The following is a 14,609-nucleotide window of genomic DNA, read 5'->3' as shown; positions in this document are numbered from 1 at the left end:
CGGCCTGAAAGACGATGCCCGCGCCACCTCGGCGCGGGCAATTTGCATTATTCCGCTGCCTGATAGGCCTGCGGGCGAAGCGTGGCGCTCTTCGGACCGACAGCGGCAAGCAAGGTGATCAGGATCGCCAGCAGCGCCACGAAGACGATGCCGCCGACATAGGGATCCCAGCCGAAGTGCGGGGCTGCGGCGAAGATGGCGGAAGCGGCCGCAAGCACGATGCCGCCGCCGATCTGGAAGGAAGCGAAGAGCAGGCCGGAGGCAAGGCCGGACTTGTCTTCCTCGACGTCAGACAGTGCTGCAACCTGGATTGCCGGATAGGTCATGGCATAACCGACGCCCAGCGGGATCTGGTTCAAGGCAACCAGGATGATCGGATCGATGTGGCCGACCAGAGCAACCCAGAGGATATAGCTCGTCGCCTGCAGCCCGACGCCAACCGCCATCAGGCCCGTCGTGCCGCGGTTCTGCGCGACAGTGGCAAAACGCGGTGCAAGGAACATCACGCAGACACCGCCGAAGGCGAAGCAGAAGCCGGTGGCAAAGGCCGACCAGCCGATCACATCCTGATAGTAGAGCGTGGCGATGAACTGGAAGCCGACATAGGCGCCCTGGAACAAAGCGGCGATGGCATTGGCGTGGCTGAGCTTTGCCCGGCGGAAGATATGCAGCGGCACCATGGGATCGGCATGGCGCGATTCGACGATCAGGAAGAGTGCGATCAGCACCACGGAAGCAACGAGCGAACCCCAGGTGAAGAAGTCATTCCAGCCGGCTGCGGCAGCGTTGGTAATGCCAAAGACGAAGAGCAGCAGGCCGGGGGTGATCGTCAAGGCGCCCGCCCAGTCGAAATGCTTGCGTCCCTCGCCGCGCGGCGCATCCGGAGGCAGGACAAAGGGAGCGATCGCCAGCGTGAGGATCGCGACCGGAGCGCCCATGACGAGCGTTGCCCGCCAGCTCACGAGGGTGGCGGCACCGCCGAGCACCATACCGAGCACAAAGCCGGTGGCACCCGTCGAGGCGAAGACGCCGAGCGCCTTGGCCCGCTTCTCGCCCTCGCCGAAGACGGAGAGCAGCAGGGCAAGGGCCGCCGGGGCGGTGAAGGCTGCGGCGATGCCCTTCACCAGGCGGGCAGCGATCAGCGTCGGGCCACTATCGACGAAACCGCCGGCAATGCTGGCGGCCGCAAAGATGCCGAGCGACCAGAGGAAGACGCGGCGGTGGCCGAAGAGGTCGGCGACGCGGCCGCCGAGCAGCAGAAACCCGCCGTAACCCAGCACATAGGCGCTGACGGCCCATTGAAGCGAGGTTGGCGGCATACCAAGTTCGGTCTGGATGGCAGGCAGGGCGACCCCGATGGTGGAAACATCCATGGCATCAAGGAAATTCGCAGCGCAGAGCAGCAGCAACGCCAGGCCGGCTCCGCGTGGAGATGGGGAATTGGTCATCGATCTCGGTTCCTTCTTTGCTGCCGCCTTCGCCGGGAGGCTGGCGGGCGGCAGGGAACGAGAAAATGTACAGCTTCAAACCCTATTGCAAATTGATAGTAGCCATGTCAGGTATTACTCATAATGATGAATGATGCTGTCCTTCGCAAAATTGATCTGAACCTTCTGCTTGCCTTTTCAGTGCTGATGCAGGAGCGCAATGTCAGCCGTGCAGCTGAAAGGCTGTTGCTCGGCCAGCCCGGACTTTCCGCCGCGCTCAAGCGACTGCGCGAGGCGCTGGACGACGAGTTGTTCGTGCGCGTCGGCCGCGGCCTACAGCCGACGGCGCGGGCGCTGGCGATCGCCCCAGCGATTGAGGATGCTCTTTCCGGCATCGAACGGGCGATCCGCCCGCCCAAGGGTTTCGACCCATCGACCTGGCAGGGTGAATTCCGCGTCGGCATGTGCGACAATCTGGAAACCGCTTTCTTCGGCCCGCTGGTTGCGCGGCTACGTCAGCTTGCGCCGGGGGCGCGGCTCGTGGGCGTGGCAGCCGACAAGCGCGATGCGGCGCAGATGCTTGATGACGGCGCCTACGAATTCAGCATTTCCGTTCATGGCGAACCCGCCTCCTGGCACATCCGCATGCCGCTGTTCGAGCAGTGTTCGATCGCCATTTACGATCCGCAGCAATTGAAACTGAAGCCGCCGATCAGCGTCGAGGATTTCGTCGCCGCACCGCATATCGCCATCTCCTTCGTCGGTAGTGCGACGACGGCGGTCGATGCTGCACTCGACAAGGTGGGTTTGAGCCGCAACGTGGTGGCGACGGTGCCCCGCTATTCTGCCGTGCCGCCAGCGCTCAGAGCCATGCCGTCGATTGCCATCGTGCCGGAATCGCTCGGACGCTGCATGGCGCAGCTTCACAATCTAGAGGTCTCGATGCCGCCGATCGAGCTGCCCGCCGATCCCGTGTCGATGCTGTATCGGCGGGTGGACAGGGCGGACGAGCGGGCGTCGTGGTTTCGGCAGTTGTTTGTCGAGGTGGCGGACAAGGCGCTGCTTGCTTCGGGGTGCAAGGCTGGGATTTGCGCTGAGGCGGCGTAACTATCAAGTCAAAAGAAAACCGCCCGTGTTGGGCGGTTTTTGTGTTTTGGGGTTAGGCACCCTTCCAGCCCTGCGCTTACGCTTCGGGCGTTCGCTGCTGCAATCGATTCACTGGATCGATTGCTCGGGCTACGCCCGACCGCAGCTCACTGCCAAACAACGATCGGGGTTTTGTTGGGAACGCGATCGTAGAGGTCGATGATGTCCTGGTTGAGCAGGCGCACGCAGCCCGACGAGACGGCCTTGCCGATGGAGCGCCATTCCGGGTTGCCGTGCAGGCGGTAGAGCGTATCTTCGTTGTTCGAGAAGATGTAGAGCGCGCGCGCACCGAGCGGATTCAAGAGGCCTGGCTCCATGCCGCCACGCTCGATCGAGTATTTCGCGAGCTCCGGCTGGCGGGCGACCATCTCGTTCGGCGGCTTCCAGCGCGGCCATTTCTGCTTCCACTGGATGACGCCATTGCCCGACCAGGCGAAACCTTCGCGGCCGATACCGACGCCGTAGCGCATCGCCATGCCACCGGGCTGGACGAGATAAAGGAAGCGCGAGGGCGTATCGACAACGATCGTGCCCGGCGGCTGGCCGGTCGGATCCACGACCTGCTGGCGATAGTAGCGCGGGTCGATCTGCTGGTAGGGAACGGCGGGGATGAGGAAACCGCCGTCTTCGATTGGGCCGTACATGACGGCAAGTTCTGCTTCGCTGGGTACGCTCGTCGTCTGGAACGCGCGGAAGGGCGAACGGTAGCTGATCGACATGCCGCCATTTTCGACCGTATTCGAAGTGGAGGCACAGCCTGCCAGCGCGGAAGCCGCTGTCAAAGCCGAAAAGGAAAGGAAGCTACGACGGGATAGGGGTTTATCGAGGCTCATGACGCGGGACTGATTTCCTTCGTGATGCGGGGCTTGCCATAAACGCAGCTCACCCCTGATTCGTCCAATGCCGAAATCGACAAGGAAAAAATCTATCGGCTTATACTAAATAAACCATAGCATCACGCAGACGTGTCCGGCTTCGGGCAGACGATCTCGCCTGCCCTGTTGCAGCCCTACATCACCACGATCTCTGACTTGGCCGACACACGGTCGTAGAGGTCGACCACATCCTGGTTGAGCATGCGTACGCAGCCGGAGGAAACCGCCTTGCCGACGGATTGCCAGTCCGGCGTGCCGTGAATGCGATAGAGCGTGTCCTGGCCATCCTTGAAAATATACATGGCGCGGGCGCCGAGCGGATTTGCAAGGCCCGGATTCATGCCGCCATTTTCCGCCGAGAAGGGGCGAACCTCCGGCTGGCGGGAGACCATTTCGACCGGCGGCGTCCAGCGCGGCCACTTCTGCTTCCACTGGATGACGCCACGGCCCTTCCAGGCAAATCCCTCGCGGCCGAGGCCGACGCCGTAACGCATGGCCCTGCCATTGCCTTCAACGAAATAGAGGAAGCGGTCCTGGGTATCGACAACGATCGTGCCGGGGCGTTCGTTGGTCTGGTACTCGACCTCCTGGCGCAGATATTCCGGACGGATGCGAGTGGCCGGGATGGCCGGCAGCGTGAAATCGCCGTCCCTGACCTGGCCGTACATGCCCATGTCGAGGTTCAGCGGGTTGCTGACCGGCAGGCCATAGGTCTGATTGAACTGCGTCCTGTAGAGTTCGCGTGTATGCGGCACCGGTTGATCGGGAAGCGGCTTGACGCGACGCGGATCGACGCCCGGCGGCTCGTAGAAGACCGGTGAGATCTCCTGCACGAAGCGCGCAGGCGAATCGGCTGCGACATCGGGGACAAGAATGTTGCAGCCGCTGAGCATCGTTGCAGCAGCCGCGAGCCCGACAAACGGGAAAGCCCGGCGCAGAAAATTCATGAAACCACCCTCATCAGCGATCACGGAGACAGCATTATCTGCTCACAGGATGGCATTCGCGGCTGGCGCGAGGCTGGTGCCAGAAGCTGGAACCCGCCGAAAAAGACGGATGACGCAGGTCCCTGCCGGACATGCATCCGGCAGCTGTCAGGCCGCCACACCGTGGAAGAATGCGATGCTCTGCGCGATCTCGGCGGGCAGTGCCGAAGTGTGGTTGCCGTCAACCGTATCTGCTTCGATATGCGTACCGGCCGCACGGGCACGCGAAACGAGAAGATCGGCGCGATCGTTGAAATGAGACTCTTCCGTGCCGTGCAGCACACGTACAGGGCACTTGAAGCTGTGCGCATAACAAAGCGCCGTGCGTACCTCGAATTCATGCGCGTTGGAATCGTCGAAGCGGATGTCTTCGGGATAGCGGTTGAAGAAGCGGAAGGCATCCGCATTGCCCGAAATCGGCACCGCCGCCCGAAAATGATGCGTACTCATCGCCGTCAACATGGTCAGCGTACCGCCGATGCTGTGGCCGGCAATGAAGAGGCGCGCGGGATCGACGCCCGGCAGATGGCGCAGGCGCTCGGTCGCGGCAAGCACGTCGTCCACCTCGTCATAGAAACCGGAAAAATTGCCCATCTGGCCGTTTTCGCCGCGCATGGAAGGCATCATCACCACATAGCCGGCATCCACGTAGGGCTTCATGAGCTGCCAATGGCCGATGCCCATGGCATTGCCGCCGTGAAGGAAGAGGATGCCGGGCTTCGACTTGGTCCCGCGCTTGTATTTGGACACCCAGGCCGTCAACTCCAGCTCGCCGCCATAGCCGGAGCGGTAGAATATCCGGTCGGCATCGGCCGGTGCCGTCAGCGGCTCATATTTATCCGGCGCCGGCCCCTTCTGCAGCAGCTTGGTGCGGAAGTGATGGCGGACACTGGCATAGTCATGCTTGGCGAGCCTTGGAACATCGGGGACATCGAAGGCATTCGCGAGGCGAGGCAGCATAAGAGAGCCGGCTATCCCTGCAAGCACGCCGCGGCGTTGACGGAAAAAGGCATTTCGTTCTTGCGAGCTCATACGCGGCACCCATCATTTCCCCGGCCCAAAAAATCTGCACCGGACGAACCTTGCCGCCAATACACATGCTGTTGAAAACGGGGGACTGCGTCATTTTTGCGCAGGCAGGTGATATCAACCCGCCTTGGCGTCGATCATAGCAATGAGCGTGCGCAGGCGATCGGCCTCGTAGGAGGGCTTGTCGGGGCGCAATCTCGCGATGCGGGGGAACCGCATGGCTACGCCCGACTTGTGGCGTGTGGAGCGATTGATTCCCTCGAAGGCGACTTCCACCACGAAGCCGAACTCCTTGTCCGCCCGCACTGCGCGGACCGGGCCGAAGCGCTCGGTCGTGTTATTGCGCACGAACTTGTCCAGCACTTCGAGCTCGGCGTCGGTGAAGCCGAAATAGGCCTTGCCGACAGGGACGAGCTGTTCGCCATCCTCATCCTCCGCCCAGACGCCGAAGGTGAAATCGGAATAATAGCTGGAGCGCTTGCCGTGGCCGCGCTGGGCATACATCAGCACCGCATCGACATTGTAAGGATTGCGTTTCCACTTGAACCACGGCCCCTTCATGCGACCAGCCTGATAGATGCTGTCGCGGCGCTTGATCATCACGCCTTCGATAACGGGATCGGGCGGGGCAGCACGGAGATCGTCCAGCTGCTCCCAGGTGGAGAACGGCACCAGAGGCGAGAGGTCGAAGCGATCGTGCGGGGCACGGTCGATAATTTCCGAGAGCCGGTCGCGACGCTCGATATAGGGCTTGCCGCGCACGTCCTGGTCGCCGTCGAAAAGCATGTCATAAGCGCGGATGAAAGCCGGATACTCTTCCAGCATCCGTGCCGTCACCGTCTTGCGGTTCAGGCGCTGCTGCAGGTCGGAGAAGGTGCGGGTCGGGTTGTTGGAACGCGCCGTGCCGCCAACCAGAAGCTCTCCGTCGATGACGCCGGAAAAGCTGATTGAATCAAGAACATCAGGAAAGGCACCGGAGATATCATCGCCGGAGCGGGAATAGATCCTGCGTGTCTCGCCGGAGCGGGAGAGCTGGACGCGAATACCGTCCCATTTCCACTCGGCGGCATAATTGGCGGCGTCGAGACTATCGAGATCGCCCTCCTCCACCGGATTGGCAAGCATCACGGAATGGAAGATCGCAGGCGTTGCAAGTACCGGCTTTTCCTCACCACCCTCCAGCCATTTGAAGAGCGATTCATAGGGCGGCTGCAGGCCGTGCCACAGAGTTTCGATCTCGGTCACGTCCTTGCCGCCGAGATCGGCAAGCGCCTGCTTGGCGAGGCGGGCGGAAACGCCGATGCGCAATGCCCCGGTCGCGAGCTTGATAAAGGCAAAGCGCCCAGAGGAATCGAGACGGTCGAGCAGGTCGCGCACGAAGCTGCGCACTTCCGTGCGGCCAAGCGAATTCATTCTGACGACCACCTCGCCGAGACGCGGCTGGGCGAGCGCAGAGCGGTCGACATCGCGTTCATTGTCCCAGACCAGCGAGATGGTTTCGGCGAGGTCGCCGACATAATCATAGGAGTAGCGGAAGAGCACATCGTCCATGCGCTCCAGAACCAGTTCGCGCAGCATGGCGGGCTTGACGTTGCGCACCTCCAGCGTGCCGGCAATGGCAGCAAGGCCATAGCCGCGATCAGGGTCGGGCGTGTCGCGGAAATAGTCGGTCAGCAGCTTGAGCTTGCCGTTGCGGCTGGGGGTCAAGACCAGGCGGTCGAGGAGGTCGGCGAAGGCTTTCATGCTTCAATCCCCCTCGTCCTCATAACCCACCAGATGCAGCGGCTTGGCCTTGATGCCCTGCAGCTCGCACCAGCGCACCAGTGCCTCCTCGCGGCCATGGGTGACCCAGACCTCCTGCGGGGCAAGCTCGGTGATCGTCTCGGTCAGTTCCGGCCAGTCGCAATGGTCGGAGATGACGAGCGGCAGTTCGACACCGAGCTGTTTGGCGCGCTGGCGCACCATCATCCAGCCGGAGGCGAAGGACGGCAGCGGATCGTTGAAGCGGCGGGCCCAGCGGTCGGCAAAGGCAGAGGACGGGCCGACGACGACGGCGCCCTTGAAAATGGACTTGTCGCGGCTTTCGATCGTGGCCGGCAACAATTCGCCGAGATCGATGCCCTGGCTGACATAATAATCGCAGAGACGTTCCATCGCGCCGTGAATATAGATCGGTTCACCGTAACCGGCGTCGCGCAGCAGGCGGATGACACGCTGTGCCTTGCCGAGCGCATAGGCTCCGACGAGGTGTGTGCGTTCGGGAAACTGGCGCAACGAGGCGAGCAGCTTGCCGGTCTCGTCGATCGGATCGGGATGGTGGAAGACCGGCAGGCCGAAGGTCGCCTCGGTGATGAAGACATCACAGGGCACGGGCACATAGGCTTCGCAGGTCGGGTCGGGCCGGCGCTTGTAGTCGCCCGATACGACGATGCGCGTGCCATTCTTCTCGATGGCGATCTGGGCCGAGCCCAGCACATGGCCGGCAGGATGGAAGCTTACCTTCACGCCGTTGACGACGAGTTCTTCGCCGAAAGCGACCGGCTGTTCGCTCGCAGAGAAGCCGTCGCCGTAGCGGATGCGCATGATGTCCAGTGTCTGGCGGGTGGCGAGCACATTCACGTGGCCTGGACGCGCGTGATCGGAATGGCCATGGGTGATCAACGCCCGCTCCACCGGCCGCACCGGATCGACATAGAAGCCGCCTTCCGGGCAATAGAGCCCTTCGGGGGCGGGATAGAGCAACGCGTCTGGTCTCATGACAGCAAAGATAGTGGGAAATGCGTTTTGCGCCAGAGGGATACGCAGAACCAAATTCAGCGGTGAAGACGAGCCATGTGGCTCCGTCCGTTGCATCCGCCCCCAAGCCTCGTTAGCTTCGCCCGCGCTACGGCAAGGAAGCGGATGAGAGGCATATGAGGACTGTTTTCGGATATGCGTTGGTGGCGTTCGGGCTGGCTCTGCCTGCCGCAGCCGCGGCAACAGACTGGCAACCGAGTGAGGAAGTGAAGGCATATGCAATCGCCGGCCGCACCGGCATGCAGCTCTACCAGTCCATCGGCGAGCGCGGCCCGCAGGTCGGGCCGGGCCGGGTCATCGCGCATACGACTTTCAAGCTGACCTGGACGCGCAAATACGAACAGCAAGGCAGTGCCTGCACGCTGACTTTTGCAAAGCCGAAGCTCATCATCATCTACACGCTGCCGAAGGCGCCGAACGACCTGCCGGCGGCGACCAAGGCAAGTTGGGAGAGCTTCATATCGGGTGTGCGCACGCATGAGCGCTGGCACGGCGAGACGATCATCGAAATGGTCAAGGAGATCGAGACGCTGAGCAACGGCTTCTCCGTGCCTGATGATCCCGGCTGCAAGAAGATCAGGCCGGAGCTGACGGTGCGGCTCGGAGAGCTCTCCAACAGGCAGCGTCAGCGCGGCCGGGATTTCGACCGCGTGGAAATGAGCGAGGGCGGCAATATCCAACAGCTCATCCTGAAGCTGGTGAACGGTCCCTGAGCGGTTCAGAGCGCCGCGAGGAAAGTGTCGACGCGGCTCCAGGTGGCCTCCGCCGCCTTTGCATCGTAGTCTGGCAGCGACGGATCGGTATAGAGATGGCCGACGCCGGGATAGAGGAAGACCTCCAGGCTGATAGCAGCTCTTGCGGCATGCGCACGCCATGGAGCCACCTCATCCGCGGGCGCGAACTGGTCGGGGTCCGCCAGATGGACCTGAAGGGGAATGCCTTCGCGCGCGTTTGCCGGAATTTCTGCGATACCATGCAGCAAGAGGATGCCGGCCGCTTGCGGTCGTCCCGGCCAGAGGCTCGCGGCTACGCCTGCGCCCATGGAGAAGCCGCCGAGGACGGCCGATGCCGGCAAGTCGGCGATCGCCTTTTCAGCGCGCCCGCAAAGTTCGGCCCAGCCGATCTCTTTCCTGAGGGCAAAGCCTTCTTCGAGCGTGCTCCCTACCCTGCCCTCGTAAAGATCCGGCGTTACGACCTGATGGCCGGCCGCGCGCAGACGCGCCGCGGCGTCGCGTTCAAGGGACCGCAATCCGTAGACCGAGTGAAAAAGTGCAATCGCCGCCATCACCATCTCCCTGTTTTCTGGGCTAAACATAGGGTTTCTGCAACGTGAAGGCGAGCTTTAACGCACAAAAGCCCCAAATGAGCCAAAGAACCACCGGAATCGCTTTCTAGCCATTGCCGAGGCACGGCCGGAGGGGATGATGGGACGGAAGCTCAAATATGCAGGCGCGGCAATTCTCGTATTTGCCGCCGCAGTTTATCTCAACAATACCAGCTTTCTAGCCAAACATCGCGAGGGCAAGCCGTTGCTTCTGGCGCATCGCGGCATTGCCCAGCGCTTCGATGAGACGGATCTCAAGAACGACACCTGCACGGCTACACGCATGCTGCCGCCAAAGCACGACTATCTGGAGAATACGATCCGCTCCATGCAGGCGGGTTTTAATGCGGGTGCGGACGTGGTGGAGGTCGATATCCACCCCACGACGGACGGGCAGTTTGCCATCTTCCATGACTGGACACTCGATTGCCGGACAGATGGGCATGGCGTGACGCGGGAGCATTCCATGACCGAGATGAAGTTGCTCGATATCGGCTATGGCTACACCGCCGATAACGGCAAGACATTTCCTTTTCGTGGCAAAGGCGTCGGTCAGATGCCGACCCTGGATGAGGTGCTTTCTACCTTCCCGGACAAACATCTGCTCATCAATGTCAAAAGTCGCGACCCCTCGGAGGGCGAAAAGCTCGCTGCCGTGCTGAATGGCCTGCCGGCTGAGCGGCGCGCCAGGATCATCGTTTATGGCGGTGATGAGCCGATCGATCGCTTCAGGCAATTGGCGCCCGAGATCCGCACGGCTTCGCGCGCCAGTCTCATGGGCTGCCTTACCGGCTATATCGGCTATGGTTGGACGGGTGCGCTGCCTGCCGATTGCAGGAATGTGATGATGCTGGTGCCGATCAATTACGCGCCCTGGCTGTGGGGCTGGCCCGACAGGTTCCTCAACCGCATGCAGGATGCGAATACGCTGGTCTTCGTGATCGGCCCCTATCACGGCGGCGGCTTTTCGACCGGTATCGACAGTGCCGAACGCTTTGCGCAACTGCCAGCCAATTACTCCGGCGGCATATGGACGAACGAGATCGAGACGGTCGCCGATCTGGTGAAGTGATCAAGCGCCCCGCGCGAGCAGCATGACGACGATTTCTTCCGGCGCAACAGGCTTGGAGAAGCGATAGCCCTGCGCCTCCTCGCACCCTGCGTGGCGCAGGAAATCCAGCTGCGCATCGGTTTCCACGCCTTCGGCCAGCACCGAGAGCTTCAGTGTCTGGGCAAGCGAAATGACGGCCGACGCGATGGCAACGGCAGTCGTATCTGCAGGCAGAGCTTCGACCAGCGAGCGGTCCATCTTCAGCCGGTCGAAGGGAAAGGTCTTCAGTGCCGCAAGCGAGGAATAGCCGGAGCCGAAATCATCGATCGACAGGCGCACACCGAGCGCGCGCAGAGAGAGCATGATAGCGAGCGCTCTGGCCGCATCCTGCATGATGACGCTTTCGGTCACCTCCAGCTCCAGCCATCGCGCATTGAGCCTATGGCTGTCGATCGCCTCGGCGACGTGGGAGGCGAAGTCCGGATCGGCAAACTGCTTGGGCGAGACATTGACGGCAATGGTCAGTGGCGTCAGGCCCATGTCCTGCCAGGCGCGAGCCTGGCGACAGGCCTCGTTCAGCACCCACAGGCCGAGCGGCACGATGAGACCGGTTTCCTCCGCAAGCGGAATGAAATTGACAGGCGGTATCACACCCTTCGTCGGGTGGTTCCAGCGCACCAGTGCTTCGAGGCCGGTAACGCGGCCTGTCGCGACATCGACCTGCGGCTGGTAGAGCAGGAAAAGCTGGTGGGCGACGATCGCCTGGCGCAATTCCTCCTGTTCGGTGAGCGGCAGGTCGACGGAATCGCTTACAACGCCGTCGTGATATTGCAGCGTATTCCGACCGAGCTGCTTGGCGCGGTACATGGCGCGATCCGCATTGGTGAGCAGTTCGTCCGGTGTGGCGCCGTCCCATGGGAAGGCGGCGATGCCAATGCTCGAGGTGACAGCGATTTCACCCACAACGGAGCGGACCGGCTTGGAAATCGCCTTCTGCAGATCGCGCAGGCGCCGCATGATGCCGGCATCGTGACTGGACTGGTGGACGAGCACGACGAGGAATTCGTCACCGCCGAGGCGTACGACCATATCCGAAGCCCGTACGCAGTTCGCCATGCGCGTGGCGGTTTCCTTCAGCACCTCATCGCCGGCGGCGTGGCCGCTCGTGTCGTTGATCTCCTTGAAATTGTCGAGATCGATGTAGGCAACGGTGACCTTGCGGTTGTTGCGCCGGGCCTGATCGAGGATCTTCGCCATGCGCTCCTTCAGGAAAGCACGGTTCGGCAGGCCCGTAAGATCGTCGTGATGGGCCATGAAATGAATACGGTCATCGACACGCTTGCGCTCTACGGCGATGCCGGCGACGTGGGTGGCGAGCGCCACCAGCTTCATTTCATGTTCGGTCGGGCGCCGCGGCTCTTTCGAATAAAGCGCGAAGGTGCCGAGGACATTCTTCTGCGAGGTGCAGATCGGCGTCGACCAGCAGGAGCGGAAGCCGAACTGGCTGACCATCGCCCTAAAATCCTCCCAGAGCGGGTCGGCCATGACGTCCTCGACGATGACGGTTTCGCCACGCCAGGCTGCCGTGCCACAGGAGCCCACCTTCGGGCCGATGACAACGCCGTCGATCATGCGGCTGTAGGCGCCGGGAAGATTGGGAGCCGCGCCGTGGTAGAGCCGCGTGCCCTCGCTGTCCAGCAGCAGCACGGAGCCGGAAATGCCGGTCATCTGCCGCTCGATCATCAGCACCAGCGCTTCGAGGATCATCGGCAGCGGTTCGTTGCGGGCGATCATTTCCAAGAGGTTCGCCTGGCCGCGATAGAGCTCCTCCTGCCGCTTGCGCTCGGTAATATCGCGGGAGACGCCGATGAGCCCGACGACTTCGCCGCGATCATTGCGCAGCGGTATCTTGGAGGTCAGGCGGCACATGGTACCGCCATCAGGCAGCGGCACGAATTCCTCCAGGTCGATGCGGGGCTCGCCGCCCGACATGATCTCCTGCTCGACATCGAAATACCGGCGGGCCGTCTCAAAATCAAACAGGTCGAAATCACGCTTGCCGGCGATCTCGGCAGCGTTCTCAAATCCGTGGCTGCGCGCCGTGACAGCATTGGCGAAAACGAAGCGGCCGTCGCGATCCTTGACGTACAGAAAATCGGGAAGCTCGTGGACGATCGCCTTGAGGCGGAGATTCTCTATGCCTTCGGAAAGATGGTGCGCGGTCGCCGCCATCATTGCCTCGGTGGCAGCTACGATACGTTGTGTCTCGGCACTGAAGCTATCACCAGATTCCCAACGCCGGGCACCAATTCCATTCATGACGCTGTTCTCCCGGTAACCTCAGGCGCTGTCCACAATAGTCATAATTGAAACCGCTTTCCAAAATAGCGAGCATTTCCTTCAGGTTGTTTAAATGGAAAGGTGAACAAGACGACAATATCCGAGAGGTTGCGTTTCTTACTCGACCGACGGTTATTCTTCTTTTGCGGATATGCATCAAAAGAGGACATTTCTACTGGCATGTTTCCTGCGTGGGCACCGATATGAAGAAAGATTTCAGCAAAATCTCCCGACGAGATCTGCTTGGCATGCTGGCCGCCTCCGCGGCAGCCATGACGGCGGCTCCCGTTGGTGCGGAGCAACCCGACCTGCGTGGCTCGATCGATACGGTCCGGTATCGCGCCGTTCCCGAGAGCGGCGACAGGAAGAACCGTAACCTGCAGCAGATGATCGAGCAGGCGGCGCGCGAGAACGCACCGGTCTTCCTGCCGCCGGGCACCTACCGGATCTCCAACCTGACCTTGCCGGACAATACGCGCATCAGTGGCGTGCCCGGTGCGACGCGGATCGTCTATACCGGCGAAGGCCATCTCTTCGCAGCCGAAAATGTCGGCCGCATCGAGCTTTCCAACCTCGTGATCGACGGATCGAACCGCTTGCTTGCGGACTATGCCGGCGGGCTCGTCCAGTTCACCGGTGTCGGTGAGGTCCTGATCGACAATTGCCAGATCGTCGGCAGCCGCAAGCACGCGCTGCAGCTCGAGCGCTGCGGCGGGCGGATCGAGCGCAGCACGATTTCCGGCGCAGGACAGTCGGGCATCTATGCGGTGGAATCCGCGGGACTTGAAATATCGGGCAATACGGTTTCGGATTGCGGCAATGGCGGCATTCTGGTGCACCGCTGGAAGAAGGCCGAGGATGGCACCGTCGTTTCCGGCAACCGTGTTTTCAAGATCCGTGCCAATGATGGCGGCACGGGCGAGAACGGCAACGGCATCAATATTTTCCGCGCCGATGGCGTAACGGTGACGAACAATCAGATCTCCGACTGCGCCTTCACCGCTGTTCGCGCCAATTCCGGCTCAAATATCCTGATCAGCAACAACCAGTGCCGCCGCTCCGGCGAGACGGCGATCTACGTGGAGTTCGAATTCGTCGGCGCGGTCGTCTCCGGCAATGTGATCGACGGGGCGGCAAACGGCATATCGATTGCCAATTTCGACCAGGGCGGCCGGCTGGCAAGTGTGACGGGCAATGTCATCCGCAACCTGACGCTCAAGGGGCCCTACAAGCACGAGGTCGGCTTCGGCATTGGCATTGCGGCGGAGGCCGATACGCTGGTGTCTGGCAATGTCATCGAGGATGCGCCGCGCTGGGGGCTGCAGATCGGCTGGGGGCCTTATCTGCGCAATGTCGTGGTCAACGGCAATGTCGTGCGCAAGTCGCCGGTCGGCTGCGCGGTCTCGGTTGCCGAGGGCGCCGGTTCCGCCGTCATCACCGACAATATCTTCCAGGAAATGGGCAAGGGCGCTGTTATGGGATTCGAGTGGGAGAAGCAGGTTTCTGACGAGCTTGCCGACAATAACTCCCGCTATAAGCAGCTGACCGTCGATCGAAACCGGATTTCCTGAGTGCTATCAAAAGCTTTCATCGACATATCATCCGCGGATGCTTTCTTCACTGTCGCGCTGGCTT

General features: G+C 61.7%; 12 protein-coding genes. 4 read left to right on the top strand and 8 right to left on the bottom strand.

Translation table 11 applies throughout. The annotated features are described in order from the left end of the window. Positions 1 to 47 precede the first annotated feature (47 nt). Positions 48 to 1,448 (bottom strand): MFS transporter, encoded by a 1,401-nt coding sequence (locus FHT93_RS15630; protein ID WP_183848228.1) that lies wholly within the window; start codon positions 1,446 to 1,448, stop codon positions 48 to 50. 123 nt (positions 1,449 to 1,571) lie between these two features. Here FHT93_RS15630 and FHT93_RS15625 point away from each other — a divergent pair, with 123 nt between their 5' ends. After that, entirely contained in the window at positions 1,572 to 2,534 is a 963-nt protein-coding gene (locus FHT93_RS15625; RefSeq protein WP_113014966.1) for a LysR family transcriptional regulator, read from the top strand. Positions 2,535 to 2,680: 146 nt separating this feature from the next. On the opposite strand, the gene FHT93_RS15620 is transcribed toward FHT93_RS15625, so the two are convergent. From FHT93_RS15620 to FHT93_RS15600, 5 genes are all read right to left on the bottom strand, one after another. Beyond that, positions 2,681 to 3,406 carry a L,D-transpeptidase gene (locus FHT93_RS15620; RefSeq protein WP_113014967.1) on the bottom strand — a complete coding sequence of 242 codons (726 nt, stop codon included), beginning with the start codon at positions 3,404 to 3,406 and terminating at the stop codon, positions 2,681 to 2,683. A gap of 176 nt (positions 3,407 to 3,582) precedes the next feature. After that, positions 3,583 to 4,395 carry a L,D-transpeptidase gene (locus FHT93_RS15615; protein WP_112543033.1) on the bottom strand — a complete coding sequence of 271 codons (813 nt, stop codon included), beginning with the start codon at positions 4,393 to 4,395 and terminating at the stop codon, positions 3,583 to 3,585. A 147-nt stretch (positions 4,396 to 4,542) separates the two neighbouring features. Beyond that, a complete protein-coding gene (locus tag FHT93_RS15610) occupies positions 4,543 to 5,466 on the bottom strand; it encodes an alpha/beta fold hydrolase (RefSeq protein WP_112543032.1) in 924 nt (307 codons plus the stop codon). A 114-nt stretch (positions 5,467 to 5,580) separates the two neighbouring features. Continuing rightward, positions 5,581 to 7,206 (bottom strand): cisplatin damage response ATP-dependent DNA ligase, encoded by a 1,626-nt coding sequence (locus FHT93_RS15605; RefSeq protein WP_113014968.1) that lies wholly within the window; start codon positions 7,204 to 7,206, stop codon positions 5,581 to 5,583. Positions 7,207 to 7,209: 3 nt separating this feature from the next. Next, the gene (locus tag FHT93_RS15600; protein ID WP_112543030.1) at positions 7,210 to 8,220 is read right to left on the bottom strand and encodes a ligase-associated DNA damage response exonuclease; all 1,011 of its coding nucleotides are present in this window, start codon (positions 8,218 to 8,220) and stop codon (positions 7,210 to 7,212) included. 155 nt (positions 8,221 to 8,375) lie between these two features. On the opposite strand from FHT93_RS15600, the gene FHT93_RS15595 reads away from it, so the two are divergent. Then, positions 8,376 to 8,972, top strand: a complete 597-nt coding sequence (locus tag FHT93_RS15595) for a DUF922 domain-containing protein (RefSeq protein WP_029869143.1) — start codon at positions 8,376 to 8,378, stop codon at positions 8,970 to 8,972. A 5-nt stretch (positions 8,973 to 8,977) separates the two neighbouring features. Here the strand turns inward: FHT93_RS15595 and FHT93_RS15590 are convergent, their stop codons facing one another. After that, positions 8,978 to 9,544: a dienelactone hydrolase family protein gene (locus tag FHT93_RS15590; RefSeq protein WP_112543029.1), complete on the bottom strand. Its 567-nt coding sequence runs from the start codon at positions 9,542 to 9,544 to the stop codon at positions 8,978 to 8,980. Positions 9,545 to 9,683: 139 nt separating this feature from the next. On the opposite strand from FHT93_RS15590, the gene FHT93_RS15585 reads away from it, so the two are divergent. Further along, a complete protein-coding gene (locus FHT93_RS15585; RefSeq protein ID WP_113014969.1) occupies positions 9,684 to 10,655 on the top strand; it encodes a glycerophosphodiester phosphodiesterase family protein in 972 nt (323 codons plus the stop codon). Here FHT93_RS15585 and FHT93_RS15580 read toward each other — a convergent pair whose 3' ends face one another. Beyond that, complete coding sequence (locus tag FHT93_RS15580; protein ID WP_113014970.1) at positions 10,656 to 12,953, bottom strand: EAL domain-containing protein; 2,298 nt, start codon at positions 12,951 to 12,953, stop codon at positions 10,656 to 10,658. A gap of 224 nt (positions 12,954 to 13,177) precedes the next feature. On the opposite strand from FHT93_RS15580, the gene FHT93_RS15575 reads away from it, so the two are divergent. Next, the gene (locus FHT93_RS15575) at positions 13,178 to 14,545 is read left to right on the top strand and encodes a TIGR03808 family TAT-translocated repetitive protein (protein WP_113015051.1); all 1,368 of its coding nucleotides are present in this window, start codon (positions 13,178 to 13,180) and stop codon (positions 14,543 to 14,545) included. The last annotated feature ends 64 nt before the right edge of the window (positions 14,546 to 14,609 follow it).

Source organism: Rhizobium sp. BK379 (genome assembly GCF_014193955.1).
Lineage (GTDB): Bacteria > Pseudomonadota > Alphaproteobacteria > Rhizobiales > Rhizobiaceae > Rhizobium.
This window is presented reverse-complemented; position numbering and strand designations above follow the sequence as displayed.